This is a genomic window from Pseudomonas sp. QC2, assembly GCF_002859085.1.
In the GTDB taxonomy this organism is placed as follows: domain Bacteria; phylum Pseudomonadota; class Gammaproteobacteria; order Pseudomonadales; family Pseudomonadaceae; genus Aquipseudomonas; species Aquipseudomonas petroselini.
The window spans coordinates 310,386-335,925 of sequence record NZ_PKKS01000010.1; the positions used below are offsets into that span (position 1 = coordinate 310,386).

Sequence of the window (25,540 nt, forward strand, 5' to 3'; positions counted from 1 at the left end):
CCATCCAAGATCAAACGCTGTCTGAGGTGTACTCGTAGTGGTAATAGCTGTAGGCGCCGTACCCGTACTTGGCGGATGAGCGTTTCTCAATGCCGTTGAAAATCGCGCCTTTAAGCTCAATCCCATTCTGCTGATAACGACGCATCGTCAATTCCACCTCCCGCACCGAGTTCAGCTCGAAGCGGGCCACGATCAAATTGGTACCGGATTGGCGTCCGACGATGGTTGCATCGGTGACGGCGAGAAACGGTGGCGTATCGAGGATCACCAGGTCATACAGGGCGCTGACGTGCTCCAGGAATTCGCTGAAGTTGGCATGCATCAGCAGCTCCGATGGGTTCGGGGGTATCCGCCCACGCGCAAGGACGTGAAGGTTCTCCACCTCCGTTGGATGGATCACGGCACCGAGCTCACAGCGCTTGGCCAGGAGGTCGGACAGCCCGTCCTCAGCCGGAATACCAAAGACCTTGTGCAAGTAGCCTTTGCGCATGTCCACATCCACCAACAGCACTCGCTGCCCCGAATGAGCCACCACCGCTGCCAGGTTCGACGAGACGAAGGTCTTGCCAACCTGCGGGCTGGGCCCGGAAATCATCAGGCGGTTGTTACCGGCTTCCAACATGGCGAAATGCAGACTCGTGCGCAGGCTGCGCAGCCCTTCAATGGCAAGGTCCGTTGGGTTGCTGAGCGCAAGCAACTGCGTAGCACCGGGCTTGTTGGTACGACCGAGCTTCTGGTCCATGTCTTTCTGGATCGCACTGAACGGGATCGCTGCGTAGACCGGCAAGCCGAGTTTTTCCAGTTCATTGGGGTTGGATACGCCGCGGTTGAGCGCTTTGCGAAACAGCACCAGTGCAATCGCGACAAAGGCACCGAGCAGCGTGGCGATCACGAAAATCAAGGCTTTTTGCGGCCTGATCGGGTTCCTCAAGTCGACATCGGCCGTGTCGATCAGGCGCACATTGCCGACCGTGCCGGCGCGCATCACATCCAATTCCTGATACTTGTTCAGTAACTGCGTGTAGATCTCGGTGCTGACTTTCAGGTCTCGGGTCAGGCTCAGCAGCTCTTGCTGAGTGGTGGGCAGGCTCTCGACCTTCTTGGCCAGCTCATTCTGACGTGCAGTGAGTTCTGCCAATTGTGTCAGCAGTGCCCGATACACCGGGTGCTGGGGGGTGAATTTTCGTTCGATCTCGGCCTGCTGCATCTTGAGTTCCGAGATGCTCGCGTCCAGTGCGACGATCTGGTCGAGAATCGCCTTGGCCTCGAGGCTGATATCGATGGTTTTGTTGCGGATCTGAAACTTATTCAGCGCTGTCTCAGCCTGCTCGACATCCTTGCGTACCTGCGGCAACTGATCCTTGAGAAAGGCCAGGCTCTGGGCAGCCTCTGCGGACGTGCGGTCGATATTCTGGCGCACATAGATACGCGCCACCTCATTGAGCACTTGAATGGCCGCCGCAGGCCGGGTGCTTTCCAGCGCCAGGCCGATAATTCCCGATTCCTTGCCGCGCTCCGCCACATCGAGCAACTTCTGGTAGCGCAGAATGCTGGTGAGCCGCGGTGAACGGATTACGCTGAATTGCGCGCCAGGGTTGGCTTGAAGTACCTCGACCTTGAGCTTGATGCCATCGCTTTCGTAATAACGACCCACCTGCCCTGTCAGCAACACCGTGTCGTCCTGGTCTGACAGGGTAAAGCTGTCGCCGCTACCGGTCGTCAGGGTCAGTGCCTGGCCCAACAGGTCGGCAGGCAGGTGCAACTGCGAAAATCTCAGCTCTTCGCCGCCCCAGCCGTAGCTGGACAGTCCGAGCCATGGGCTGGCGACCGCCTGCGCCTGCGCGGGTTTGAAGCGCCGAGCCATGAAGTCGCCGATCAATGGAAAGCGCTTGGGCTTCACTTCAAGATCGAGATTGAGGTTGTCGACAGCGGTGCCAATGGTAATTCGCGAACGGATCAGTTCGACTTCCGTGACCGTGGGCGACTCCTTGCCGAGCAGGCTGCCGACGTCAGAAAAACCCAGCATGTCGCTTTTCTTCGGCTCCACCTGAACCAGCGCAGTCGCCTGGTAAATAGGAGGCGTCAACACGGCGTAGGCCGCCCCCAACGCCATAAACGCAATACTGATGCCACCGATCAGCCACTTATGGTCCAGTAAAGTGCCCAACAACAGCATGAAGTCGAGATCAGTTTCTTCGCCGTTGTGCGACGCGATTGCGGGTGCTGATTGCATAAGTCAGTTCTTTTTTCTAACCAATAGTCAAGGAATGGCACAGGGTGCAAGACGCCCGGCTCCATGCACGTTTAACGGCTTCACTCAATACACAAACTCTCACTCGAGCCTGCCCAACAATATTCCTAACTATTCAACGCCAACGGATCCCTTAGAGTATCCAACCGCCTCCACGCACACTTAACTAACTAAGCGTTGTGCCCATGCCTGAGTGGCTTGTTCTATCAACGCATACGCGTGAACAAAGGCCGGCTTGCCTTGACGATAAGGGTCCATGATCTCTCGGTTGTATTGCCATTTACCCAGCAGGAACACCTTGCCCCGAGCCTCCGGAGCGAGGCTGAGCACCTCGTCGATATGCCGCTGTTCCATCACCAGGACAAGGTCCGCGTCACTCACCGCATCACTCGTCAGTTGACGCGCCCGGTGTGCGCCAGGCGCATGACCATGCTCGGCAAGCACCAGTGAAGCCGTAGGCTCCAAAGGACTATCACGCAACGCGGCGAGCCCCGCCGAACTCACTTCTATAGCGGAGGACGCAAGCGCATTGCGCAGTAACTTTTCTGCCGTGGGGCTGCGACAAATATTGCCGACGCACACAATCAAAATCCTATTGAACAAGGCAACCTCCCACGCGCCGTACTGTATTAACCCGGTAGTAAAAGGGATGACCTTACTTCAAGCAGCGAGGCGATTATGATCACAAGCCCACGACTTCGACTACCCATCGAGACAGACGAAAAATAACAAAAGTGTATTAACCGACTAAAAATAACATTCCATTACTTTTCCCTTTTCGCATAATAAAGTGCCGCCTGAGAGCAACAACGAGGGACGGCCATGAACACATCAAAGTTATTGGTAGAGCGTATTGGCCTATTTCCTTCTTCGGGAAATATTCATGTTGAAGTGAATAACTCGACCCGCGTCGTCGAGCGCATGCAGGTGTTGTATGCCGATAACTCCCTGGACAGCGACGAGTCCGGCTCTGGGCTGTCGATGGTGTTTGCCGATTGGCGTTTCAAGTTGCAGGTCAGTGATGCGGCGTCGGTGTGCCTGTGCGTGGAAAGTCGTGGCGACAGCCAGTTCATGCAGGTCAAGACCGCCGAATTGCTGGCGAATATCTCCGGCACTGAGGAGCGGCCATGAGCCTATTGGACGATGTAATACGCAGCTACGCGCTGAGAAAGCTCACGGGGATGTTTGAAGGTTTCGCCGAGCCGGCGGTGGGCACACAGTACCGGCGCAATACCCTGGCGATCGGCCGTTGGCTGGAACAGCTGCAGGGCAGCTCGCCGCAGCAGATCACCCATACGCTGTTCAAGCAGATGATCGAGGCGCGGCGTCGCGGGGATGTGCAGCGCTTCAACGCGCAAACGGTGTTGCTGGAACTGATGGTGGAAAGCAACCGGGCGCTGGACCTGGTGACTTACTCGGCCCTGCTGTGCGCTGCTTCCAGTCGCCAGGAAGGCTCTTGATGGGCGCGTTCGGCACCTGAGAGGGTGATTGCCACGCGGTTGAGCAGCAACTCGGCGTTGTACTTGGGCGCCATGGCGCACACCAGCAAGGCTGCCAGGCCGGCACCGATGTAGGCCGGGGAAACCTTGACGTCAACGGGCTCGATTCGCCACAGAAACGCCATGGCCGCCACAGCCCCCAGCGTGGCACCGGCCAATGCTTCGTTCAGCGGATGGATGTAAGGCGCAACACAATAGGCACTGAACCAGGCACTGGCCATTAACCCCACCCCCGCCGCCGGCCAGCGTAATAGCGGATTGAACTGGCGCGCAATCAGACTCGCTGCCACGGTGATCATCAGGGTCGTGTTCATGGCATGCCCACTTAATACGGCAATGTCCAAAGGCTCAAACGACAAACCCCAGCCTTTGAACAGCAACTTACTGAACGCGACAATCGAATAACTAACGCCGACGGTGATGCCCCAGGCGCGAAGTGCCCATGGGTTCGAATACCTCAGCCACACCGCAATGATGATGGCGGCCGGAATCATGACGGTAATGCCGCCATAGTGTGCAAGTTCTGCGCGCATCATTCCCCAACCATCGACGTGCCCCTTTCGGCGCCCATCAGACCTGAGCATCGGGGAAATTACAACGTTATCTACGGTCAGGATGGTGCTGAAAGCCCGACGAGGCTTCAGGCTAAAATGCATTTTCCTGATACAGCGAAAGGTTAATACTATTTTTTTTAATAATTAGGTTAGAACCAAACGGCATTTTACAGGCGCTGTCCCTGCCCCTACTTTGGACATGAATATCCGACCCCCTGCCCGGTGGAGGTGCCCATCCCGCAAGAGACCACGCCCCAGATAAGGACAGACCATGAGCATTGAATTCATCGGCTACATCGGCGGCCATCACGCTTCCGAAATCCATCCACGCAGCGGCCCTACCCTGCAACCCGACTACGTTGAGACCGTGGCCCGCGCCCACGAAGACGCCGGTTTCGACCGTGCCCTGGTGGCCTTCCATTCCAACAGCCCGGACAGCACGCTGATCGCCTCCCACGCCGCCAGCGTGACCAAGAAGCTGCAATTCCTGATCGCCCACCGGCCCGGTTTCACCCAGCCCACCCTGGCCGCGCGCCAGTTCACCACACTCGACGTGTTCAACGGCGGGCGCACCGCCGTGCACATCATCACCGGTGGCGACGACCGCGAACTGCGTGCCGACGGCAGCCATATCGGCAAGGACGAACGCTACGCGCGCACCGACGAATACCTCAGCGTGGTGCGCCAGGAATGGACCAGCGAACAGCCTTTTGATTTTGACGGCACCTACTACCAGGTCGAAGGAGCGCACTCCACCGTTAAATCGCCGCAGCAACCGCACATCCCGTTGTATTTCGGCGGCGCCTCCAAGGCCGCGATCGAAGTGGCGGGCAAGCATGCAGACGTCTACGCGCTGTGGGGCGAAACCTACGAGCAAGTGCGTGAAATCGTGACCCAGGTACGCGCCGAAGCCGCCAAGCATGGGCGCACGATTCGCTTCAGTTTGTCGTTGCGACCGATCCTCGCCGAGACCGAAGCGTTGGCCTGGGCGCGCGCCGACAGCATCCTGCAGCAGGCCACGGCGCTGGCCGAGAAGAATGGTTTTGTACGAAGCGAACCGCCGAACGAAGGCTCGCGTCGGTTGCTCGCGGCAGCGGCGCAGGGCTCGCGGCTGGATAAGCGCCTGTGGACCGGGATTGCCGGGTTGCTCGGCGCACAGGGCAACTCCACCTCGTTGGTGGGCACCGCCGAGCAAGTCGCGGAAGCGCTGGTGGATTACTACGACCTGGGGATTACCACATTCCTGATTCGTGGGTTTGATCCGCTCAATGATGCAATCGATTACGGCAAGCGCTTGATCCCCCTCACCCGCCAACTCATCGCAGAACGCGAGCAGGCCAAGCAGGTAGCCTGAGAACAACACAAAACCCAAGGTGGAAGGGGCTTGCCCCCTCCCACATTAAGATCAGTTTTTATAGTCGGTATCGCTACGCTCCAACTGCCGAATCAACGCATTCCAATGCCGCGCCACCCCTGGGCCTTCACCCGTCGAATGTGCCTTGGCCTGCTGCTCGACTTTCTCCACCACGTCCTTCGGCGGGAAGATCAACTCCGCATTCCCCGCTGCCTGCGCCGCGACCTGGATAGTGCACGCGCGCTCCAACTGCTGCAGTTGCTGGAACGCGTGTTCTACGCTGACACCGGCAGTCAACAAGCCGTGGTTACGCAGGATCATCACACTCTTGTCGCCCAGGTCCGCCACCAACCGCTCGCGCTCGTCCAGGTCGAGGGCAATGCCTTCATACCCGTGGTACGCCACCCGCCCGGAAAAACCGATGGAATGCTGGGAGATCGGCAACAACCCGTCTTTTTGCGCCGACACCGCGATACCGTCGCGGGTGTGGGTGTGCAGCACCGCTTGCAGGTCGTGGCGTGCGCCGTGGATAGCGCTGTGAATCACATAACCGGCGTAGTTGATGCCCAGGCCGGTAGGGTCATCGACGATCGTGCCGTCGAGGTCGACCTTGACCAGGTTGGAGGCGCTGATTTCGTCAAACAACAGGCCGAAGGCGTTGATCAGGAAATGCTCCTCGGGGCCCGGCACGCGGGCGGAGAAGTGGGTATAGATGTGGTCGGTCCACTTGTACAAGGCCGCGAGGCGATAAGCGGCGGCCAGTTTGACGCGCACTTCCCATTCTTCCGGAGTGACGCGTTGGCGAACATTGTTGGAAACGCTGGAAATCGAGGTGACGCTGCTCATGGCAAAACTTCCTGGATGGCCTTAAGGACTTCCAGGCAAGCCTAGGGGATGCAAAAAAATAATAAAAAGCACATTTTAATCTAAGCTAATTATTATTTTTTTTCATATCAGGCAGCGTCCTTGATCTTGTGCAACGAGGCCGCCACCCACTTGCCAAACGCATCCACCGGGCCCTGCAGGTTGCCGAGGAAGTGCGGGTAGATCAGCCACAGATCCATGACCGGCTTGAAGTCCTTGAGCGGCATCACCGCCAAATGCTCGCGATGCGCGCTGCGCTCCAGCAGTGGCCGAGGCACCAGGCCCAAGCCCAGGCCGTCCGCCACCAAACCCAGTTGCAGCTCGGTGCCAAAGGTTTCCAGGTTGACCCGCAAGGCCAGGCCTTGATCGGACAAGGTCCGCTGTAAACCGGCACGGAAACCGCAGCCGTCCGGGTTGAGGATCCAACCGTTCTGGTAGACGTCCGCCAGCTTGCACGGCTTTTTCGGCAGCTGGGATTTGGCGCACACCACCACCAGTTCCATCTTGCCGATGGACTCGCCGATGATGTTATCCGGGAAGATCTTGCCCGCCGGGAACAACGCCGCCGCCGCATCCAACTCGCCGCGCTCAATCTTGCCCACCAGTTGGCTGCCCCAGCCGGTGGCGACTTGGGCACGCAGTTCAGGGTATTCGGTACGCAGGTGCTTGAGCGCGTCCAACAGCACCACATCGCCGATGGTCTGCGGCACGCCCAGGCGTAACACGCCGGTAGGCGGTGCGTCGGTGGCCACCAACTCGCGCAGGGCATCCATCTCGCGCAGGATCAGCCGGCACTGCTCGTAGACGCGAGTGCCGATCAGCGTAGGCTTGAGGGGTTTGGTATTGCGGTCGAACAGCTCCACGCCCAGCGCCTGCTCGAAGTTCTGCACACGGCGGGTGATGGCCGGCTGGGTCAATTGCAACGACTCGGCGGCATGGCTGATGGACTGGCAACGAATCACTTCGACAAAGGCATCGATATCGTCAATTTTCATTTGGGCCGCACATAGAGAACAGTCATTAAGATGTGTGCGAAGCATAGTTGCAGGAAGGCTGCCTGGATAGCCCACCCTGTGATCGATAACGTCTAACACTATTCAGACCCGTTATAAATTACCTTCAGCTATAAGCTAATCATTAAAAAATAGCATATTAACTATTAACATTATGCTTAGATAAACCCATCACCACCGACCACACGATGGAATTGTCATGACCCAGGCCCGACACCCCGAGAGACTCAGAGCCTTCATAGGCGCCCTGGCGGAATTGATCGACGGCAATCCACGCGAAGGCGACCTGCTGCACCGTGGCGGCAAGCTATTGGCGCAACTGGTCAGCCATGATGACTGGCTGCCCGATGAATACGCCCAACCCGACCCCGAGCGCTACCAGCAGTTCTTGCTGCATGCCGATTCGCGCCAGCGTTTCAGCATCGTCAGCTTTGTATGGGGGCCGGGGCAAAGCACGCCGATTCATGACCACCGGGTGTGGGGGCTGATCGGCATGTTGCGCGGGGCAGAGTTTTCCCAAGGTTTTGAACGTGCCCCCGATGGCCGCCTGGTAGCCGAAGGCAAGCCGATCCAGCTGGTGCCGGGGCAGGTTGAAGCGGTGTCGCCCAAAGTCGGTGACATCCACCAGGTGAGCAATGCTCACAGCGACCAGGTGTCCATCAGCATCCATGTGTACGGCGCCAATATCGGTGCGGTGCGCCGCGCGGTGTACCAACCTGACGGCAGCGAGAAACTGTTTATCTCCGGCTACTCCAACGCCTTCCTCCCGAACATCTGGGATTTGTCCAAAGAAAAGAGCCCTGCCCTATGACCACCGTATCGACTCGCAGCTTTGCCCGGATTCGCCAGGCCCTGTTGGACCATGAAGAAGTCGCCCTGGTCGACGTGCGCGAAGAAGCACCGTTTGCCGAATCCCACCCGTTGTTCGCCGCCAATATCCCGCTGTCCAAGCTGGAGCTGGAGGTGTATTCGCGCATTCCACGGCGCGATACCCAGGTCACCGTCTACGACAACGGCGAAGGCTTGGCCGCCCGCGCCGCCGAGCGCCTGGTCGCGCTGGGCTACACCCAGGTAAGTGTGTTGGAAGGTGGGTTGGACGGTTGGCGCAAGGCCGGTGGCGAGCTGTTTATCGACGTGAACGTGCCGAGCAAGGCGTTTGGCGAATTAGTCGAGAGCGAGCGCCACACGCCGTCACTGGCCGCCGAAGAAGTGCAGGCGCTGCTCGACAGCCAGGCCGATGTGGTGGTGCTCGATGCACGGCGTTTCGACGAATACCAGACCATGAGCATTCCCACCGGCATCAGCGTGCCGGGCGCCGAACTGGTGTTGCGTGCCCGTGAACTGGCGCCGGACCCGGCCACCCGTATCATCGTCAACTGCGCCGGGCGTACACGCAGCATTATCGGCACCCAATCGCTGATCAATGCCGGCGTGGCCAACCCGGTGTCGGCCCTGCGTAACGGCACCATCGGCTGGACATTGGCCGGGCAGAAACTTGCCCATGGTCAATCGCGACGTTTTGCACCGACGCCGGAAGCACATCGCCAGGCTGCCGCTGCGGATGCACGCCGAGTGGCCGACAAGGCCCGCGTGGGTCGTGCCACCCTCGCCGACCTGCACGCCTGGCAGCAGGAAAAAACCCGCACCACCTACCTGTTCGATGTACGTACTCCGGAAGAATTCGAAGCCGGTCACCTGCCGGGCGCGCGCTCCACGCCGGGCGGGCAACTGGTGCAGGAAACCGACCACGTCGCCAGCGTGCGTGGCGCCCGGCTGGTGCTGGCGGATGACGACGGCGTGCGGGCCAATATGTCCGCATCCTGGCTCGCGCAATTGGGCTGGGAAGTGCATGTGCTGGATGACCTGCACGCGGCGCACTTCAGCGAAAAAGGCGCCTGGGTCGCGCCGGTACCGGCCCCGCCTCAGGCCGAGCTGATCAGCCCGCACACCCTGGCCGAGTGGCTGAAGCATGGCGACACCGTGGTGCTGGATTTCACCGCCAGCGCCAACTACGTGAAACGCCATATCCCTGGTGCCTGGTGGGTGCTGCGCGCCCAACTGTCCCAGGCCCTGGCCAAGGTGCCCGCCGCACCACGCTACGTGCTGACCTGCGGCAGCAGCCAATTGGCGCGCCTGGCGGTGGCCGAAGTCGAAGCCATCACCGGCAAGCAAGTGTTCCTGCTGCAAGACGGCACCGCCGGCTGGATCAACGCGCAACTGCCGCTGGAAGAAGGTGAAACCCACCTGGCTTCACCGCGCATCGACCGCTACCGCCGCCCGTACGAAGGCACCGACAACCCCAAGGAAGCCATGCAAGCGTACCTGGATTGGGAGTACGGCCTGGTCGACCAATTGGCTCGCGACGGCACCCATGGTTTCTACGTGATCTGATCCACCTGACACGCCTGCCCCCCAAAACCAGCCACCGGCGTTCTACCCGAAAAAACACGGTGGCATTGATAGGGCTGCTACGCACCCCAGCGCAGGGCAAGCCTGCTCACCACAAAAAGCCCTCCCCTGATGTGCATTTGCTCCTGTCTGGCGCAGGCCAGGTTGTTCCTGTTACCCCAATGGCAAGGCGCCCCTGTAGTGAGCAGGCTTGCCCTGCGCTGGGCTGCGAAGCAGCCCCAAAACCAGCCACCGAAGTTCTACCCGAAAAAACCCGGTGCATTGATAGGGCTGCTACGCACCCCAGCGCAGGGCAAGCCTGCTCACCACAAAAATTCCCCCTGACGGAATATTCGCCTTGACGCGCAATGCGCCAACAAATGCAATTATCGAATAATCAACTCAAACATAATCAAATATTTTAATAATTAACTTATAACCAAAAAGAACTTCACAGCGCGTTTTTATGGGCATAACGTTAACCCATGCACCGACCCCTTCTCCAGGCGGAGGTAATCAACCCCTTTCTTGATCTGCCTGGAGCCTGCATCCCATGGTCCTTACCACCCCTTTCAAACGCCTGCTCCTGGGTACCGCCCTCGCCTTCGGCATGATCGGCAACGCACACGCCGCCGACCTGCAACCCCTGCGCGTGGCCAACCAGAAATCCACGATCAAGGCATTGCTGGAAGTCTCCGGCGAAACCAAAAACGTGCCCTACGAGATCCAGTGGTCGGAATTCCCGTCCGCCTCGCCCCTGGGCGAAGCCTTGAATGCCGGCGCCGTGGATATCGGCGCCCTCGGCGATGCGCCTTATGTGTTCGCCCTGGGTGCCGGTGCGTCGCTCAAGGTGGTCAGCATCATCCACGCCGAAGGGCGCAACACCACTGCCTTGCTGGTGCCCAAGGACTCGCCGATCAAGACCGTCGCCGACCTCAAGGGCAAGAAGATCGTCACCGGGCGCGGTTCCATCGGCCATTACCTGGCGATCAAGGCCCTGGCCACCGCCGGCCTGACCACCAAGGATGTGCAGTTCATTTTCCTGCTGCCCAGCGAATCACGCCTGGTGCTGGATAACGGCACTGTCGATGCCTGGGCCACCTGGGACCCGTACACCACCGTGGTCACTTCGCAAAGCCAGGCTCGCGTGTTGATCAGTGGTAACAAGCTGCTGAGCAACCACCTGTACCTCGCGGCGACCCAAAAAGCCATCGCCGACAAGCGCCCGCAACTGGATGACTTTGTCGCACGCGTCGACCGCGCTTACGCCTGGGCCAACACCCACCCTGATGAGTACGCCGCCGCCCAAGCCAAGATCACTGGCCTGCCGTTGGCCGTGCACGTCGAGGTGGCCAAGGACACCCACCTGACCCCGGTCGCCATCGACGACTCCGTCATCAGCGGCCTGCAAGCGACCGCCGATACCTATCAAAAAGAAGGCCTGCTGACCCAGCACATCGACGTGTCACAGGGCTTCGATAAGAGCTTCAACGCCAAGCGTGCCCCCCTTGCCCAAGCATCGCGCTAACAGGAGCAGAACATGAGCAAGCCACATCAAGCAAAACCACGTCATTTGAAACTGGGCGCCATGGTCCACGGCGTGGGACACGGCTGGGGCGAATGGCGCCACCCGAACGCCCAACCGAATGCCAGCACCAGCTTCGGTTTCTACAAGCAGCAGACTGAATTGGCCGAAGCCGCCAAGTTCGACTTCGTCTTCATCGCCGACAGCCTGCACATCCACGCCAAGTCCAGCCCGCACTACCTCAACCGTTTCGAGCCGCTGACCATCCTGTCGGCACTCGCGGCGATCACCACGAATATTGGCTTGGTCGCCACCGTGACCGTCAGCTACACCGAGCCCTACCAGGTGGCGCGCCAGTTCTCGTCCCTGGACCATATCAGCGGCGGCCGCGCCGGTTGGAACGTGGTCACCTCGTGGCTGAGCGGCACCGCTGACAACTTCAGCAAGGCCGAGCATCCACCCCATGCCGTGCGTTACCGCATCGCCAAGGAACACGTGAACACGGTCCAGGGCTTGTGGGATTCGTGGGAAGACGATGCCTTTACCTACAACAAACAGACCGGCGAGTTTTTTGCCCCGAGCAAGCTGCATGCACTCAACCACAAGGGCGATTTCTTCTCGGTGAAAGGCCCGCTGAACATCGCGCGCTCGCGCCAGGGCCAACCGGTGATTTTCCAGGCCGGCACCTCGGAGGATGGGCGCAACTTTGCCGCGCAGAACGCCGATGCGATCTTTGTGCACGTGGACAGCATCGAAGAGGGCCTGGCCTATTCCCAAGACCTGAAGCGTCGCGCCAAAGGCTTTGGCCGCGACCCGCAAAGCCTGTCGATCCTGCCGGGTATTCGTCCGATCGTCGGCCGCGATGAGGCTGAAGTGGAAAGCCGCTATCAGCAAGCCGTCGACCTGGTCACCGTGGAAGACGCAATCGTCGCCCTCGGCCGCCCGTTCAACGATCACGACTTCAGCAAATATCCCTTGGACGCGCCGTTCCCGGAGCTCGGCGACCTCGGTTCCAACAGCCAGAAAGGCGGCTCCGACCGCATCAAACAACTGGCCAAGGACGAAGGCCTGACCCTGCGTGAAGTCGCCCTGCACTTTTCGCGGCCAAAACGTGATTTTGTCGGCACCCCGGAGCAAGTCGCCGATGCGATCCAGACCTGGTTCGAGACCGGCGCCAGCGATGGTTTCATCATCAACTCGGTGCTGCCGGACGGTTTGCAGTATTTCACCGAATGGGTGGTGCCGGTGTTGCAGCAACGCGGCCTGTTCCGCAGCGAATACACGGGCCATACCCTGCGCGACAACTTGGGCCTGGACGTACCGGCCAACCGCTACAGCGTCGCCGCCGAGGTTGAAGAAAAACAGGAGGCGCTGGCATGAGTGAATCCCTCAACCGTCAACTGGCGGACCTGCACGCCGAACGTGTCGCCACCTGGGCGCCGGAAGCGTTGCAGGTCAATATCGACCAGCGCCAGCGCCTGGTGGATGAAGCGCGCCCCGACGACTACGTGCAGGTCGGCGATGAGCTGGCCCCGTTCACCCTGCTCACTGTAGAAGGCGGTGAACTCAACCGCGACCTGCTGCTGGCGGACGGTCCGGCGGTGCTGATTTTCTTCCGCTTTGCCGGCTGCCCGGCGTGCAACATCGCCCTGCCCTATTACGAACGCCAGCTCTACCCCCGCCTGCGCGAACTGGGCGTGCCGCTGGTAGCAGTGAGCCCGCAAGTGCCTGAGCGCCTGGTCGAAATCAAGACCCGGCACACCCTGCAACTGCAGGTGGCCAGTGACCCCGACAACACCCTCGGCCGACGCCTGGGCATTCTCTACAGCGCCGATGAGGCATCGCGCAATGCCGCCCTGGCCAAGGGCAATCACCTTGGCGAAACCACCGGCACCGGTACCTGGGAGTTGCCGCAACCGACGGTGGTGGTGATTGCCGGGGACGGCACGGTGGCGTTTGTGGAGGTGAGCCCGGATTGGCTGGTGCGCACTGAAGCTGAGCCGGTGCTGCAGGCCGTGGAGCGGTTGTTGGGCGAGCAGCCTGTACGCATCGCTATCTGAGCTCCCACATTTTGACCGAGTACAATCATCATGACTTCATCGTCTCAACCGTCTCTGCGCTCCGTGGAAGTCGCCAACTTCGAAGCCCTGCTCGAACGCCTCAGCACCGAGCTGGCCAGCACCGCGCACCTCTATGACGAGAGCGGCGCCTTCCCTCATGCCAACTTCACGTTGCTGCACGAACACGGCCTGGTCGCCCTCACGGTGCCCAAGTCCCTGGGCGGCGGCGGTGCCAGCCTGCCCCAGGCGCGCAAGGCGATCAGTGCGATTGCCAAGGGCGAACCGTCCACCGCGCTGATCCTGGTGATGCAGTACCTGCAACACACACGCCTGCAAGACAGCAAGACGTGGCCGGCGCACTTGCGCACGCAAGTGGCGAATGACGCTGTGCGCGACGGCGCCCTGATCAACGCCCTGCGCGTCGAGCCCGACCTGGGCACCCCGGCCCGTGGCGGCCTGCCGGCGACGACCGCCGTGCGCACTGCCGAAGGCTGGCGCATCAGCGGACGCAAGATCTACTCCACCGGCAGCCATGGCCTGAGCTGGTTCAGCGTGTGGGCACGCAGCGATGACGCCGATCCATTGGTCGGCGCCTGGCTGGTGCCAAAAGACAGCCCCGGCGTGAGCATCATCGACACCTGGGACCACCTGGGCATGCGCGCCACCTGCAGCCACGAAGTGGTGCTCGACAACGTGCGGGTGCCACTCGATCACGCCGTCAGCGTCAGCCCGTGGAGCGCGCCCTCGCCGGAGCTGGACGGCGAGGGTTTCCTGTGGATGTCGGTGTTGTTGTCCTCGGTGTACGACGCCGTGGCCCAGGCCGCGCGGGACTGGCTGGTGAACTGGCTGGAAGAGCGCCAGCCGTCCAACCTTGGCGCCGCGCTGTCGACCTTGCCGCGCTTCCAGGAAACCGTCGGCCACATCGACACCCTGCTGTTTGCCAACCGCAGCCTGCTCGACGCCGCGGCAGAAGGCCATACCCCGTTGGCCAATGCCGCGCAGTTGAAGTACCTGGTCACCCACAACGCCATCCGCGCCGTGGAGCTGGCCATCGAGGCCTCGGGTAACCCAGGCCTGTCGCGCCATAGCCCACTGCAACGGCATTACCGCGATGTGCTCTGCAGCCGCGTGCACACCCCGCAGAACGACGCCGTGTTGCAAGGTGTCGGCAAAGCCGTCTTCGCCCAACGCCACAAGGAACGCCCATGAGCCAGGTGATTATTGCCAGCCAGCTGGACGAAGATTACAACGACGTGATCCGCCAGCGCCTGGCCTCGATCCACCCCGGCGCGCAAGTGATCGGCGTACCCGTGGGCGTACCCAGCGACCTGCCGCCCCAGGCCAACATTCTATTGCTGCGCCCGATCAACGTGCGTGGCTACACCGCGCCGGACACGCCGCCACCGGGCTGGCCGTACGGCGCGCAGTGGGTGCACCTGGTCTCGTCGGGCATCGACTTCTACCCGCAGTGGCTGTTCAACGGGCCGCCGGTGACCACCTCGCGCGGCAGTGCCGCCGACAACCTGGCCGAATTTGCCTTGGCCGCGATCTTTGCCGCGTCCAAGCATCTACCGGAGATCTGGGTGAAGGACGCCCAGTGGCAATTCACCCCGCTGCGCCCGCTCAAGGGCACGACGCTGGGCATCCTGGGGTTTGGTGCGATTGGCGAAAGCCTGGCGCAAAAAGCCCTGGCCTTGGGGATCAAGGTGGTGGCGCTGCGTCAAAGCCCGGCGCCGTTCAGCACGGGGGTTGAAGCCGCCAAGGACATTCACGACCTGTTCGCGCGCGCCGATCACCTGGTGGTGGCGGCACCGCTGACCGAGTCCACACGGCATATCATCAACCGTGATGTGCTGGGCAGCGCCAAGCCAGGGCTGCACTTGATCAATATTGCACGGGGTGGCTTGCTGGACCAGGAGGCGCTGCTGGAAGCGCTGGATAACGGGCAGATCGGGCTGGCATCGCTGGATGTAACCGAGCCGGAGCCGTTGCCGGATGGGCATCCGTTGTACACCCATCCAAGGGTGAGGTTGTCGCCGCACACATCGGCGATTTCGACCAATAGCCGCAACGAGATTGCCGATACGTTTTTGGCGAACCTGGAGCGGTATATCGACGGTAGGACGTTGGAGAACCTGGCGAATTCATAACGCCGAACAGCAATCAACAGGTGGGAGGGAGCAAGCCCCCTCCCACATTGGGTATTGTGGTCAGGCAAAAAGTATCATCCCCATAACGCATAAAGGTGGGTTACTTGATGCGGTAGTGGAACGTGTTGCGCACTGCTGGCACGGGCACGGGTTTTCCATCAACAATCCGTGGCTGGTAGCGGAAGGTATTTGCCGCCGCCAATGAAGGTCGCATGAACAGCGGGTGGCAGCCGTCGAGCACCCTGGGGTTTTCCACACGGCCCTGAATGTTGACGGTGTATTCGACTGAGCAATCGCCTTCGATGTTCTTGTCCAGGGCACGCTCGGGGTAATCCGGCGCTTCCTTGCTCAAGGGCTGGTATTGACGGCTGTCGAAGGCTGGCGCGGGGGCGGGTGCTGCGGGGCGGGCGCGTTCAGCGGCGAGGCGTTCCTGGTTCACTCGCTGTTGCTCCAGCTCGCGGTTGCGCTGTTCAGTCGCCAAGCGTTCTTGTTGTTGCTCGATTTTCTTGTCTTCGACACGCTTGCGCGCCAAGGCGGCCTTCTCAAGTTTCTGCGCCTGGATCTGCGGATCGACGGTGGGCTTCACCGGTACGGGAACAGCGACGGGCTCCGGAGGTGTGAGGGCCACCGGCTCAGGTGCGGGAGCGGGAGCGGGAGCAGGAACAGGCGCAGGTGGCATCATCACCAACTGGGTATGCATCACTCTGGGTGCTTGCACCGGCGTTTTTTCTGTTGACCCACCCAGCATCAGCGCTGCCAGCACGCCCACGTGCAGCGCCACTGCCAGGCTCGCCGCGAAGCTGTTTCTCCAGAACCCGGACGGTTGCCCGTGCGCCATCGTTAACGTCGGACTGTGCATGATCATCGCCGTCATTGCGGGGCCTCGGTCACCAGCCCCAAGTTGCTCACACCACCTTTCTGCAACACCGCCATGGCCGCGACCACCCGGCCGTATCCGGCGTTGTCATCGGCGCGGATGTACACCTGGGTGTCGCTGCGCGCCGCCACTACCTGCATGACCTTGGCGCCCATTTCATCCAGGGTCACGGCGCTGTCGGTCTGGTGCCGGGTGTCGAGCTCGCCGCCGAGGTTCCAGTAGTAACCCCCGTCGGCCTTCACCGACAGCGTGAGGATCTGCTGGCGGGTGTCGGTGGCCAGCGCTTCGGCGGCGACCTTGGGCAGTTCGATCTTCACGCCCTGGGTCAACATCGGCGCGGTGACCATGAAGATCACCAGCAGCACCAGCATCACGTCGATGTAAGGCACCACATTCATCTCAGCCTTGGGCCCGTGCTTGCGTTGCGGCCTGGTCAACATCGGTTTGCTCCTTGTTCAGGCGGCCACGGCCAAGTTGATCGGCGTACCGCGCAAGGTGCGGTGCAGACGCACTTGCAGTTCATTGCCGAAGGCGTAGTAGCGGGTGAGCAAGGTCTGGCCGCGTGCCGCAAAGCGGTTGTAGGCGATCACCGCCGGGATGGCGGCAAACAGGCCGATGGCGGTGGCGATCAACGCTTCGGCGATGCCCGGCGCCACCGTCGACAGCGTCGCCTGCTGGACCTGGGATAAGCCGATAAAGGAATTCATGATCCCCCACACGGTACCGAACAGACCGATGTAGGGACTCACCGAGCCCACGGTCGCAAGGAATTGCAGGCCCTTTTCCAACTCGATTTCCTGCTCGGTGATCGCTACCTGCAACGCACGTTCGACACCTTCCAACACGGCCGGATCATGGCTGTGCAGGTGCTGGTATTCCTGCACGCCTGCGATAAAAATCGGCGCAATGCCGCCCTCGCCCGCCTGCACCGTTTCGCGGTACAGCGGCTGCAGGTCGGACGCGGCACGAAAGCGCCGCACAAAGCCGTTCAACTGGCGCTCCAGGCGGCGCAGCACACTGCCGCGCTGGATGATCAGGTACCAACTGAGCAAGGACGCCAGCAGCAAAGTGACCATCACCGCCTTGACCAACAGGCTGGCGTCGCTGATCAAACCCCAGATCGTCATATGTTCCATCGTCGCGTGCATGGTTAGGCTCCTATTCGATTAAAAAGTGATGACCGGCTGATGACCGTTCAGGGTAATTTCAGTGTGCGGGTCACCTCCGCCCACGGCACGAACTTGAAGTTCTGGGTCTGCTCGGGCATGCGCTTGCGCCCGTCCTGCACCACCAGCATGCCTTGGCTCCAGGGCCCGCCGAGGTTGAGGGCGGTGACTTCCAGGCCATCGGTTTCCGACGCGCCGTCTATGCCGGCGGCGGCGTTCAGGCCCACGCGAAAAGCACCGTGCGTGGCAAACGGCGGCTCGGCATCCACCACCACATAGCTGTCGTTGCCTTGGCTGGAGATCACCAGGTAATCGCGCTTATCGCTCTGGTACAGCGCCAGGCCCTCGACATCCGCCTGCAGTTGCGGGCCGACCTTGATCACGCTGGTGAGCGTGGCCGGTTGGTCGGCACGCGCATCCACCGCCCACACGCCGACATCTTCTTCACCGATAAACAGCCGCTGGCGCTGGTCATCGGCCACGCAGCCTTCGGGCTGGCTGTCGACCTTGAACTGGCGCACCAGCTCGCCCTGCACACGGCCATCCGGCGCGCTGAGGCGGTATTGCAGGAAGGTGCCGTCCTTGCCGTTGGCGATGGCGTAGAGGTCCCCGCCGGCGGGCTGGAACAGGCAGATACCGTAGATGTCCTTGAGCGGCGTCGGTACTTCACCGGCTTCACGCAGTTCGCCGCTCTGGCGGTCGATGCTGAACAGGCTCAGGCTGTTGCGATCACGGTTACTCGCCACGGCGAGGTCGACGGTGTGCGCGCCGAGCTTGAAGTGGGGGCGGACGTCGACGTTGTTGAGGCGGCCGACCGCCAGTTCCTGCAACAGCTTGCCGTCGAGGTCATAGGCCAGCAGGCCCTGCTTCTTGTTAGTACCGAGCACGCGGCTTTTTTCCGGCTGCGTGGGGTGAATCCAGATCGCCGGGTCATCCGCTGCATCGCCCTGGCGGCCGACTGGATCGGTCTGGCGCAGCGCAGCGACTTCCGGCAGTACCGGCGCGGCCGCCACAGGTTTGGCTTGCCAGTTGAGTGTGCCCTGATACAGCTTGCCGGTGTCGTCATCACGCACCAGCAGGTGCTGGCCATTAACGCTGAGTTGTTCCGGTTCCTTGAGACCTGGCAACGTCAGGCTCGATTGCTCGACCCAACGCTCACCGCTGTGCTGGAACAGGTGCAACTGGGCGGTCTTGGGGTCAAGCGCCACCACACCGCCCGGTACCAGCGCCATGGCCCCGGCTTCGCGCTTGGGGTTGTCGAACAGGGCGACCGGGGCGCGTTTGACATCGGCTTCCGGGTGCGCCGGGTAGGCCCACCAGCCGACGTTTTCTTCATTCACCACCAGTTGCTGGGTAGCGTCATCCACCTGGCAGAACTGCGCCGACGGTGGCAGCGGCAAGCCGCGTACACGCTGGGCTTCGGCGAGCAACGTCGAGCCGTTGCCTACCAGCCATTGCTCGCCCTTGCCCTCCTCGCCCACCAGGAACACAAACAGATTGGCCGCCCCGTCGCGGTACAGGCACAGGCCATTCACCGGGTAATCGCGGGTGGGCAGGTACAGCGGTTGGCCAAAGGTCTTGGTGGACGCATCGAGGCTGATCAGCAAGGCCTGTTGGCGGTCGTTGTCGAGGCTGGCCACCAGCACCTGGGCACCCACGACACGGGTGTCGAGGCTGCTGAAATTGCCTGTGAAGCGGGCCAGCTCAGCGCCCTTGCTGTCGAGCAGTTGCAGGCCGTCGCGGGGGCCGGCAGCCAGGCGTTCGCTGCCGTTGGGCAGGAAGGCCATGGCTTCGGCATTCAGGCTGGGTGCCCAAGGCGTCAGCGCCAGGTCGGCGGCCATTACCGGTGAGCAAGCGGCCAACGCGATCAGCAGGTACAGCTTGGAGATTCTCATGAACGAACAAATCCTTCGAAAGCAATGGAGATCCATGTGGGAGGGGGCTTGCTCCCGATAGCGGTGTATCAGCCAATCAATGTGTACCTGACCCATCGCCATCGGGAGCAAGCCCCCTCCCACATTGGAATCGAGGTGTGGGTTAGAAATGGGTGAACGTCAGGCCCAGCTTGTAGGTGGGGCCGTACTCCTCGTACTGGCCGTTGTAGCTACGGTGGCCGGTGTAGACGAAGTACGACTCATCGGTGAGGTTCTGCGCCTCGAAGCTGACTTGCAGGTTCTTGGTCAGCGAGTAGCGCGCGCTGAAGTCGACAAAGGTCTGAGCGTCGACGTGCAGGTCGTGAGCCTTGTCGTTGATCGAGGCCAGCTCATAGAGGTACGCCGATTTGTAGTTGGCCGAGACGCGCAGGCTGAGCTTGTCGTCTTCCCAACCGAGCATCAGGTTGCCGACGGTGTCGGACTGGTTGGGCAGGCTGATGTTGCGCTTGCGGTTCGTCCCGCTGGTGCTGTCGAAGCCTTCGATGTCGGCACTGGAGCGGCTGAAGGTGCTGTTGGCACCGATCAGCAGGCCGTTCCACGGTGCAGGCAGCCAGTCGAATTTCTGTGAGTAGGCCAGTTCCAGGCCGTAGAGCTTGGCGCTGTCGCCATTCGCGTAAGTATGGGCCTCGGCGAAGTTGGTCCAGGCGCCGGTACCGGCGAGGTCGGTGTTGTAGACGAAGTTTTTAATGTCTTTGTAGAACACGAAGGCCGAGACGGTGCCGGCGCGGCCCATGAAGTGCTCGATGCCCAGGTCCAGGTTGCTCGACTCCAGGGGCTTGAGGTCCGGGTTGCCAAAGGTGGCTTCGTCATCGTCGATGACAAACCCCGGCGCCAATTGGCCGAAGGTCGGGCGCACCACCGACTTGGTCCAGGCCGCGCGTACCTGGGTGTTCTTGTCGATCTGGTAGCGCGCATGCAGGCCCGGTAGCCAGTGGTGATAACGGCGCTTGGTCTCGGTCGGCGTGAACACGCCATCGGTGGCGCCGGTGCCCTTGGCTTCAAACTCGGTGCCCTCGTAGCGCAGGCCGGCGATGAAGCGCCAGTCGTCGATATCGACGGTGTTCATCAGGTAGCCGGCGTTGATGTCTTCACGAATGGTGAAGTCGTTGACCCGTGATTCGGTCTCGTCATAGAAGTCCGCCGGGTTGAGGCTGCCGATCAGCTGCTTGATAGCGCCGGGGCTGATGCCGGGGCCGTAGTTGCCGAGACGGTAGTCGACGCTGCCTTTCTGGAATTGGCTGAGGTTGAGCTGGTCGGCGCTGAAGCCGAGGGTGTCGAAGTCTTTGTAGACCCAGGCGTCCAGGTCATTGTCTTTGTGGCGGCGGCTGACTTTGCCGCCGAATTTCACCTGGGACGCATAGCCGCTCAGGTCGTAGTCGCGGGCCAGGTCCAGGCGCAGGTTTTTCTCGGTGTCTTTTGTGTTCTGTTTTTCCCAGTCGACTTTGTCGAGGGTGAAGTTACGCGCGTCGTAGAAGCCGCTGCCGATGATCGGGCGTGGTTTGTCCTGGTCATAGAAGCCGCTGTTGGCAAAGTCACCGCCGTCGAAGGTGGCACCGGCGATGTGCGCCGGGCTGTCTTCGCTGGATTGGCTGTAGCCGGCCTGGCCGCTCAGGGTCCACAGGCCGAGCATGCGTTCGCCGCCAAACACGTAGGATTGGATTTCCTGGGTTTCTTCGCGGTTTTTCAGCTTGCGCTTGGCTTCGGCGTCGCCCAACTCACCAGGTGCCTGGGGGTCGGCAAATTCGAGGCTGGCGGCGTTGCGGGTTTCGGTGTCTGTGTAGCGGCTGTAGAGGGTGCGCAGGTAGTAACTGCTGAGGTCGTCGGGCTTGTAGTCGAAGTTCAGGCCGCCGCCGGCGCGTTCGCGGCTGATGTCGTAGTCGCGCTGTTCGAACTCATTGAGCTTGGCGCCGTCGGTGAAGTCCCAGGCGCCGCCGGTCTCGACGTTGTCCGAGCCGAAGTCACGCTTCTGCCAGCTCAGCGCGGCGGCCACGCCGAAGTTGTCGATGCCGTCGCCCAGGCTGAAACGGTTGCTGGCCGCACCGGAGAATTTCGGGCTGGTCTGGCGCGTGTTCTTGTCGTAGCTGGCTTCGGTACTGCCGGTGTAGAACAAACCCTTGTGGTCGAAGGCCGACAGGCTTTGCACATCGACCGTGCCGCCGAGGGAGTTGGCGTCCATGTCCGGCGTGAGGGTCTTGATCACCGACAGCGACTGCACCAGTTCCGAGGGCAGCACATCCAGTGCGACGGCGCGCCGCGCGCTTTCCGGCGCGGGCACCAGGGTGCCGTTGATGGTCACGCTGTTGAGGTCCGGGCCCAGGCCACGCACGCTGACGAAGCGCCCTTCACCCTGGTCGCGCTCCACGCTGATGCCTGGCAGGCGCTGCGCCGCTTCGGCGACGTTTTCATCCGGCAACTGGGCCACGCCGTCGGCATGCACCACGCTCTTGATGCTGTCGGACTTGCGCTGCTCCTTGAGTGCCTGGTCCATGGCCGCCGCCTGGCCAACCACTTCGACGTGCTCGGTGGTGGCCGCGTCGGCCGCATTCAGCCGCTCGCTGGCCATCGCCAGGGCCAAGGCGGTAAGCGTGAAGCTGACGAGCCCGGTGCGCTTGTACATGCAATCCTCCCCAAGAATCCGTTGGCGCCAGGCAACGGGCCCGGCAACTGGGAGGGCACGCTAGGGGTGGGGGATGACGGTTCTGTGACAGCGATCGGCGCGGAGCCCCGTAAACCGAGGGTTTGAGCAGGATCTTAAGTTGGAATGAGCTGAAATGACCTGTGAAGATCTACTGTGGGAGGGGGCCTGCCCCCGATAGCAGTGGGTCAGCCCCCTGATTTTTCACTGACCCACCGCTATCAGGGGCAAGCCCCCTCCCACATTTTTTGCTTTTCATTGTTAGCGGCATGAGCTGATTCGACCCTCCCCCACCGTCATCCAACCGTCACATCCATCTGCTGTGCTGGCGCCCATCGCTCATTTTCCCGAGGACCCGCGGCCATGTTTTCCGTGCTCAAGCCCCACCGCTGGAAACTCTCCCTGTTGCTGATCGCCGCCAACCTCGGGCTGATCCTGCACCTGGCCTGCGGCGAGTTGAAAAGCGTCAGCGAATGGGTGTGGCTGGACATCTTCGGCGAAGGCGGATCCGCGCTGTTGGCGTTGGTCTGGCTGGGCCTGGTGCTGAAAAGCCGCCCGGCCGGGCGCGTCACCAATTACCTGGCGCTGGGCCTGTCATGCATCTTTTTTTCCTGGTGGATCGACAGCCTCGACGAGTTTATCCGCCTGCCCGACAGCATCACCTGGGACCACTGGCTGGAGTCCGGGCCGATGCCGGTGGGCATGATCCTGCTGACCATCGGCATCTACCACTGGCACCGCGAACAACTGGCAATCAGCGCACAGATGGAGAAGCGCGAGCGGCTGTTCCGTGAGCATCGGCTGTTCGACAAACTCACGCCCCTGGCCGGTGCCGACTACCTCAAGCGCCAGTTGGCCGACAGCCTGCAAGACAGCCACGACCAACAGCAACCGCTGTCACTGCTGGCGCTGGACCTGGACAACTTCGCCGCCATCAACCAGGCCTACGGGCATGCCGAGGGCGATGCCGTGTTGCAGGCCCTCAGCCATTTGTTGCTGCTCAACCTGCGCCGCCAGGACCTGCTGTGCCGCCTGGCCGGCGACCGCTTTGTGGTGCTGCTGCCCAACACCGGTGAGCGCCAGGCCAAGGAGCTCGCGCTGGAGTTGCAGCAAGCCGTGCGCGGCCTGGCCCACAAGACCCGGTTGCACGGTGAGCGCTTGCAACTGGCGGCGACCACCGCCGTGGTCATGGCCCTGGAGGAATCGCCCCCGGACTTGCTCAAGCGTCTGAACCTCGCGCTGGCGCGGGCCAAGCAACCGCTCGCGAAAAGCGCCTGAGATGGCGGTGAAAACCAACTGGTATGAAAGCGACAGCCGCTTCATCCCAGGGCATTACCAACCCGCCACGCTGATCGACCTGGCGTTGTCCCGCGACATCGACAGTCATCGCCTGCTGCGGGGTACCGGGCTGTTTCACGAGGATATCCTGGCGGGCAACGCGCGGTTGAGCCCCCAGCAGTTTCTCGCCTTGATCGGTAACAGCCGCAAGTTACTCGACGCCGACGACAGCAGCTTCCTGTTTGGGCAGCGGCTATTGCCGGGCTATTACGGCGCCGCCAGCCATGCCCTCGGCCATGCGCAAAACCTGCACCAGGCCTTGGACATATTGATCCAGCAACAGGTGCTGCTCAGCCCCTTGGTCACCCTGCAACTGGAGCTGGATGAACACCACGCCTACCTGTACTGGCTGGACAGTTGCGGCGCCGGGGAGCACTGGCGCTTTTTGCTGGAAGCCAGCATGACGTCGGTGGTCGCCATGAGCCAATGGCTCAGCGGTGAGCGGCTGCCGTGGGTGTGCAGTTTCAGCCATGCCGAGCCGCGTTACGTCGAGCAATACTGGGTACACCTCGGGGAAGACACACGCTTCGAGCGGCCGCTGGACATGCTGAGCCTCCCGCGCGAATACCTCACCCGCGCCTGGCCGGGGGCCTCGGCCACCGCAGGCCAGGTGGCGCGCCAGCAAGCCCGCGAGCAGATCGAACAGTTGGGCTTCGCCGGCAGTTTTCTCGACTGCCTCTACGCCTATTTACACGAGCAGGTGCGCCAATCGCCGAGCCTGGAACAGGCCGCGCACGCCTTCGCCATGAGCCCGGCCACCCTCAAGCGCAAGCTGCACAAGCACGACACCGGTTTTCAGCAGCAGGTGGACCGTGTGCGCAAGCAGGTGGCGTTGCACCTGTATCAGGTCAAGGGCTACAGCAATGACGAAGTGGCGGCGTACCTGAACTTCAACGATGCGGCCAACTTTCGCCGCGCGTTCAAGCGCTGGACCGGCAGCACGCCCAACCTGATCCGCCAGCTGTTCAGCAGCCGCTAGCCAGGCGTTCGCGCAGGAACTCCACCAGCGCTTGCACCGGCCGCGAGCTTTGCCGGTGTTGCGGGTACACCGCCGACAGGGTCAGCGCCTCGGGGGCGAACTCGTCCAGGACCGTCACCAGGCGGCCGTCCTTCACCGCTTCGCCGACGATAAAGGTCGGCAGGTAGGTCACGCCCAAGCCCGCAATGGCGGTGTCGCGCAGCAGATCGCCGTTGTTTACACGCATGCGCCCGCTCACATTCAACGCCTGCACCTTGCCCTTGAAACGCCATTGCACCTGGCGGCCATGGCCGTAGGGCAGGCAATCGTGTTCGGCAAGGTCATCCGGCTTTTGCGGTGTACCGCGCAGGGCCAGGTAGTCGGGGCTCGCGCAGTACACCCGTGGGATGCTGGCGATACGGCGGGCAATCAAGGTGGAATCTTCCAGGGTGCCGATGCGCAGCACCAGGTCGTAGCCTTCGCCGATCAGGTCCACCGGACGGTCGCTCAAATCGACCTCCACCGACACCTGGGGATGGCGCTGCAAGAACAGCGGCAACAGGCAGCCCAGGTGAGCCATGGCAAACGACAACGGCGCGCTGAGACGGATGGTGCCACGCGGCTCGCTGTTCTGGCCGGCGATGCCCTGCTCCACTTGCTCGACTTCACTGAGCAGGCGCAAGGCGGATTCGTAGTAACTCTGGCCGAGTGGCGTGACATCCAAACGGCGCGTGGAACGGTTGAGCAGGCGTACGCCCAGGCGGTCTTCGAGTTGGATCAGGCGGCGGCTGACGAATTGCTTGGACAGGCCCAGCTGTTCGGCGGCGGCGGTGAAGCTGCCGGACTCCATGACCTGGCAGAACAGGCGCATGTCTTCAAAGGGGTTCATTGTCGCTTCTCGGTGGACATTTTCGGTTTTTATAACGGGTTTGTCGCCGCACCACAAATCGAAATGTGGGAGGGGGCTTGCCCCC

The 25,540-nt window shown here is 61.7% G+C and carries 23 protein-coding genes; 12 read left to right on the top strand and 11 right to left on the bottom strand.

The window, feature by feature from the left end; genetic code table 11:
- Window positions 1-10: 10 nt before the first annotated feature.
- Window positions 11-2,233: a polysaccharide biosynthesis tyrosine autokinase gene (locus QCBJ_RS10890; RefSeq protein ID WP_102060806.1), complete on the bottom strand. Its 2,223-nt coding sequence runs from the start codon at window positions 2,231-2,233 to the stop codon at window positions 11-13.
- A gap of 180 nt (window positions 2,234-2,413) precedes the next feature.
- Complete coding sequence (locus tag QCBJ_RS10895) at window positions 2,414-2,854, bottom strand: low molecular weight protein-tyrosine-phosphatase (protein WP_102060807.1); 441 nt, start codon at window positions 2,852-2,854, stop codon at window positions 2,414-2,416.
- 219 nt (window positions 2,855-3,073) lie between these two features.
- On the opposite strand from QCBJ_RS10895, the gene QCBJ_RS10900 reads away from it, so the two are divergent.
- Both QCBJ_RS10900 and QCBJ_RS10905 read left to right on the top strand, forming a co-directional pair.
- Complete coding sequence (locus QCBJ_RS10900; RefSeq protein ID WP_224265927.1) at window positions 3,074-3,382, top strand: phosphomannomutase; 309 nt, start codon at window positions 3,074-3,076, stop codon at window positions 3,380-3,382.
- On the top strand, window positions 3,379-3,711 hold the full coding sequence (locus QCBJ_RS10905; RefSeq protein ID WP_012724826.1) for a hypothetical protein: 333 nt from the start codon (window positions 3,379-3,381) through the stop codon (window positions 3,709-3,711). The genes QCBJ_RS10900 and QCBJ_RS10905 overlap by 4 nt, the downstream gene beginning before the upstream one ends.
- Here the strand turns inward: QCBJ_RS10905 and QCBJ_RS10910 are convergent.
- Window positions 3,663-4,283, bottom strand: coding sequence for a hypothetical protein (locus QCBJ_RS10910; RefSeq protein WP_371916665.1), 621 nt, complete (start codon window positions 4,281-4,283; stop codon window positions 3,663-3,665). The genes QCBJ_RS10905 and QCBJ_RS10910 overlap by 49 nt on opposite strands.
- Before the next feature lie 292 nt (window positions 4,284-4,575).
- Between QCBJ_RS10910 and QCBJ_RS10915 the strand changes: the two genes are divergently transcribed.
- Complete coding sequence (locus QCBJ_RS10915; RefSeq protein WP_102060809.1) at window positions 4,576-5,658, top strand: LLM class flavin-dependent oxidoreductase; 1,083 nt, start codon at window positions 4,576-4,578, stop codon at window positions 5,656-5,658.
- 51 nt (window positions 5,659-5,709) lie between these two features.
- Here QCBJ_RS10915 and QCBJ_RS10920 read toward each other — a convergent pair whose 3' ends face one another.
- Together QCBJ_RS10920 and QCBJ_RS10925 are read right to left on the bottom strand one after the other, a co-directional pair.
- Entirely contained in the window at window positions 5,710-6,504 is a 795-nt protein-coding gene (locus QCBJ_RS10920; protein ID WP_064054438.1) for a class II aldolase/adducin family protein, read from the bottom strand.
- A 107-nt stretch (window positions 6,505-6,611) separates the two neighbouring features.
- Window positions 6,612-7,517: a LysR family transcriptional regulator gene (locus QCBJ_RS10925; RefSeq protein ID WP_102060810.1), complete on the bottom strand. Its 906-nt coding sequence runs from the start codon at window positions 7,515-7,517 to the stop codon at window positions 6,612-6,614.
- A gap of 217 nt (window positions 7,518-7,734) precedes the next feature.
- Between QCBJ_RS10925 and QCBJ_RS10930 the strand changes: the two genes are divergently transcribed.
- From QCBJ_RS10930 to QCBJ_RS10960, 7 genes are all read left to right on the top strand, one after another.
- Window positions 7,735-8,346, top strand: coding sequence for a cysteine dioxygenase (locus QCBJ_RS10930; protein WP_012724831.1), 612 nt, complete (start codon window positions 7,735-7,737; stop codon window positions 8,344-8,346).
- Window positions 8,343-9,926, top strand: a complete 1,584-nt coding sequence (locus QCBJ_RS10935; RefSeq protein ID WP_102060811.1) for a rhodanese-related sulfurtransferase — start codon at window positions 8,343-8,345, stop codon at window positions 9,924-9,926. Before QCBJ_RS10930 ends, QCBJ_RS10935 begins: the two co-directional genes overlap by 4 nt.
- Before the next feature lie 550 nt (window positions 9,927-10,476).
- Window positions 10,477-11,451: an ABC transporter substrate-binding protein gene (locus QCBJ_RS10940; RefSeq protein ID WP_102060812.1), complete on the top strand. Its 975-nt coding sequence runs from the start codon at window positions 10,477-10,479 to the stop codon at window positions 11,449-11,451.
- A 12-nt stretch (window positions 11,452-11,463) separates the two neighbouring features.
- Complete coding sequence (locus QCBJ_RS10945; protein WP_102060813.1) at window positions 11,464-12,828, top strand: LLM class flavin-dependent oxidoreductase; 1,365 nt, start codon at window positions 11,464-11,466, stop codon at window positions 12,826-12,828.
- Window positions 12,825-13,508, top strand: a complete 684-nt coding sequence (locus QCBJ_RS10950; protein ID WP_012724835.1) for a peroxiredoxin-like family protein — start codon at window positions 12,825-12,827, stop codon at window positions 13,506-13,508. The genes QCBJ_RS10945 and QCBJ_RS10950 overlap by 4 nt, the downstream gene beginning before the upstream one ends.
- A 30-nt stretch (window positions 13,509-13,538) precedes the next feature.
- Entirely contained in the window at window positions 13,539-14,717 is a 1,179-nt protein-coding gene (locus QCBJ_RS10955; protein WP_102060814.1) for an acyl-CoA dehydrogenase family protein, read from the top strand.
- Window positions 14,714-15,658, top strand: coding sequence for a D-isomer specific 2-hydroxyacid dehydrogenase family protein (locus QCBJ_RS10960; protein ID WP_102060815.1), 945 nt, complete (start codon window positions 14,714-14,716; stop codon window positions 15,656-15,658). Before QCBJ_RS10955 ends, QCBJ_RS10960 begins: the two co-directional genes overlap by 4 nt.
- A 100-nt stretch (window positions 15,659-15,758) precedes the next feature.
- Here QCBJ_RS10960 and QCBJ_RS10965 read toward each other — a convergent pair whose 3' ends face one another.
- The 5 genes from QCBJ_RS10965 to QCBJ_RS10985 all read right to left on the bottom strand — a co-directional run bounded on the left by QCBJ_RS10965 (window position 15,759) and on the right by QCBJ_RS10985 (window position 22,252).
- Complete coding sequence (locus tag QCBJ_RS10965) at window positions 15,759-16,532, bottom strand: energy transducer TonB (RefSeq protein WP_102060816.1); 774 nt, start codon at window positions 16,530-16,532, stop codon at window positions 15,759-15,761.
- Window positions 16,529-16,975 (bottom strand): protein TolR, encoded by a 447-nt coding sequence (tolR, locus tag QCBJ_RS10970; protein ID WP_012724839.1) that lies wholly within the window; start codon window positions 16,973-16,975, stop codon window positions 16,529-16,531. Before tolR ends, QCBJ_RS10965 begins: the two co-directional genes overlap by 4 nt.
- Window positions 16,976-16,990: 15 nt before the next feature.
- Window positions 16,991-17,683 carry a protein TolQ gene (tolQ, locus tag QCBJ_RS10975; protein WP_012724840.1) on the bottom strand — a complete coding sequence of 231 codons (693 nt, stop codon included), beginning with the start codon at window positions 17,681-17,683 and terminating at the stop codon, window positions 16,991-16,993.
- A gap of 47 nt (window positions 17,684-17,730) precedes the next feature.
- Entirely contained in the window at window positions 17,731-19,596 is a 1,866-nt protein-coding gene (locus tag QCBJ_RS10980) for a phytase (protein WP_102060817.1), read from the bottom strand.
- 142 nt (window positions 19,597-19,738) lie between these two features.
- Window positions 19,739-22,252: a TonB-dependent receptor gene (locus QCBJ_RS10985; protein WP_102060818.1), complete on the bottom strand. Its 2,514-nt coding sequence runs from the start codon at window positions 22,250-22,252 to the stop codon at window positions 19,739-19,741.
- 381 nt (window positions 22,253-22,633) lie between these two features.
- On the opposite strand from QCBJ_RS10985, the gene QCBJ_RS10990 reads away from it, so the two are divergent.
- Together QCBJ_RS10990 and QCBJ_RS10995 are read left to right on the top strand one after the other, a co-directional pair.
- Window positions 22,634-23,548, top strand: a complete 915-nt coding sequence (locus QCBJ_RS10990) for a GGDEF domain-containing protein (protein WP_012724843.1) — start codon at window positions 22,634-22,636, stop codon at window positions 23,546-23,548.
- A gap of 1 nt (window position 23,549) precedes the next feature.
- Entirely contained in the window at window positions 23,550-24,587 is a 1,038-nt protein-coding gene (locus QCBJ_RS10995; RefSeq protein WP_102060819.1) for an AraC family transcriptional regulator, read from the top strand.
- Here the strand turns inward: QCBJ_RS10995 and QCBJ_RS11000 are convergent.
- Window positions 24,574-25,455: a LysR family transcriptional regulator gene (locus QCBJ_RS11000; protein WP_012724845.1), complete on the bottom strand. Its 882-nt coding sequence runs from the start codon at window positions 25,453-25,455 to the stop codon at window positions 24,574-24,576. The genes QCBJ_RS10995 and QCBJ_RS11000 overlap by 14 nt on opposite strands.
- Window positions 25,456-25,540: the final 85 nt, after the last annotated feature.

Excerpts from the sequence above, each read along its gene's own strand:
- QCBJ_RS11000 (WP_012724845.1), bottom strand. The coding sequence starts at position 25,455 with ATGAACCCCTTTGAAGACATGCGCCTGTTCTGCCAGGTCATGGAGTCC.
- QCBJ_RS10945 (WP_102060813.1), top strand. The coding sequence starts at position 11,464 with ATGAGCAAGCCACATCAAGCAAAACCACGTCATTTGAAACTGGGCGCC.
- QCBJ_RS10935 (WP_102060811.1), top strand. The coding sequence starts at position 8,343 with ATGACCACCGTATCGACTCGCAGCTTTGCCCGGATTCGCCAGGCCCTG.
- QCBJ_RS10930 (WP_012724831.1), top strand. The coding sequence starts at position 7,735 with ATGACCCAGGCCCGACACCCCGAGAGACTCAGAGCCTTCATAGGCGCC.
- QCBJ_RS10995 (WP_102060819.1), top strand. The coding sequence starts at position 23,550 with ATGGCGGTGAAAACCAACTGGTATGAAAGCGACAGCCGCTTCATCCCA.
- QCBJ_RS10910 (WP_371916665.1), bottom strand. The coding sequence starts at position 4,283 with ATGCGCGCAGAACTTGCACACTATGGCGGCATTACCGTCATGATTCCG.
- QCBJ_RS10925 (WP_102060810.1), bottom strand. The coding sequence starts at position 7,517 with ATGAAAATTGACGATATCGATGCCTTTGTCGAAGTGATTCGTTGCCAG.
- QCBJ_RS10960 (WP_102060815.1), top strand. The coding sequence starts at position 14,714 with ATGAGCCAGGTGATTATTGCCAGCCAGCTGGACGAAGATTACAACGAC.
- QCBJ_RS10990 (WP_012724843.1), top strand. The coding sequence starts at position 22,634 with ATGTTTTCCGTGCTCAAGCCCCACCGCTGGAAACTCTCCCTGTTGCTG.
- QCBJ_RS10955 (WP_102060814.1), top strand. The coding sequence starts at position 13,539 with ATGACTTCATCGTCTCAACCGTCTCTGCGCTCCGTGGAAGTCGCCAAC.
- QCBJ_RS10980 (WP_102060817.1), bottom strand. The coding sequence starts at position 19,596 with ATGAGAATCTCCAAGCTGTACCTGCTGATCGCGTTGGCCGCTTGCTCA.
- QCBJ_RS10890 (WP_102060806.1), bottom strand. The coding sequence starts at position 2,233 with ATGCAATCAGCACCCGCAATCGCGTCGCACAACGGCGAAGAAACTGAT.
- QCBJ_RS10905 (WP_012724826.1), top strand. The coding sequence starts at position 3,379 with ATGAGCCTATTGGACGATGTAATACGCAGCTACGCGCTGAGAAAGCTC.
- QCBJ_RS10950 (WP_012724835.1), top strand. The coding sequence starts at position 12,825 with ATGAGTGAATCCCTCAACCGTCAACTGGCGGACCTGCACGCCGAACGT.
- QCBJ_RS10985 (WP_102060818.1), bottom strand. The coding sequence starts at position 22,252 with ATGTACAAGCGCACCGGGCTCGTCAGCTTCACGCTTACCGCCTTGGCC.
- QCBJ_RS10920 (WP_064054438.1), bottom strand. The coding sequence starts at position 6,504 with ATGAGCAGCGTCACCTCGATTTCCAGCGTTTCCAACAATGTTCGCCAA.
- tolQ (WP_012724840.1), bottom strand. The coding sequence starts at position 17,683 with ATGCACGCGACGATGGAACATATGACGATCTGGGGTTTGATCAGCGAC.
- QCBJ_RS10900 (WP_224265927.1), top strand. The coding sequence starts at position 3,074 with ATGAACACATCAAAGTTATTGGTAGAGCGTATTGGCCTATTTCCTTCT.
- QCBJ_RS10940 (WP_102060812.1), top strand. The coding sequence starts at position 10,477 with ATGGTCCTTACCACCCCTTTCAAACGCCTGCTCCTGGGTACCGCCCTC.
- QCBJ_RS10965 (WP_102060816.1), bottom strand. The coding sequence starts at position 16,532 with ATGACGGCGATGATCATGCACAGTCCGACGTTAACGATGGCGCACGGG.
- QCBJ_RS10915 (WP_102060809.1), top strand. The coding sequence starts at position 4,576 with ATGAGCATTGAATTCATCGGCTACATCGGCGGCCATCACGCTTCCGAA.
- tolR (WP_012724839.1), bottom strand. The coding sequence starts at position 16,975 with ATGTTGACCAGGCCGCAACGCAAGCACGGGCCCAAGGCTGAGATGAAT.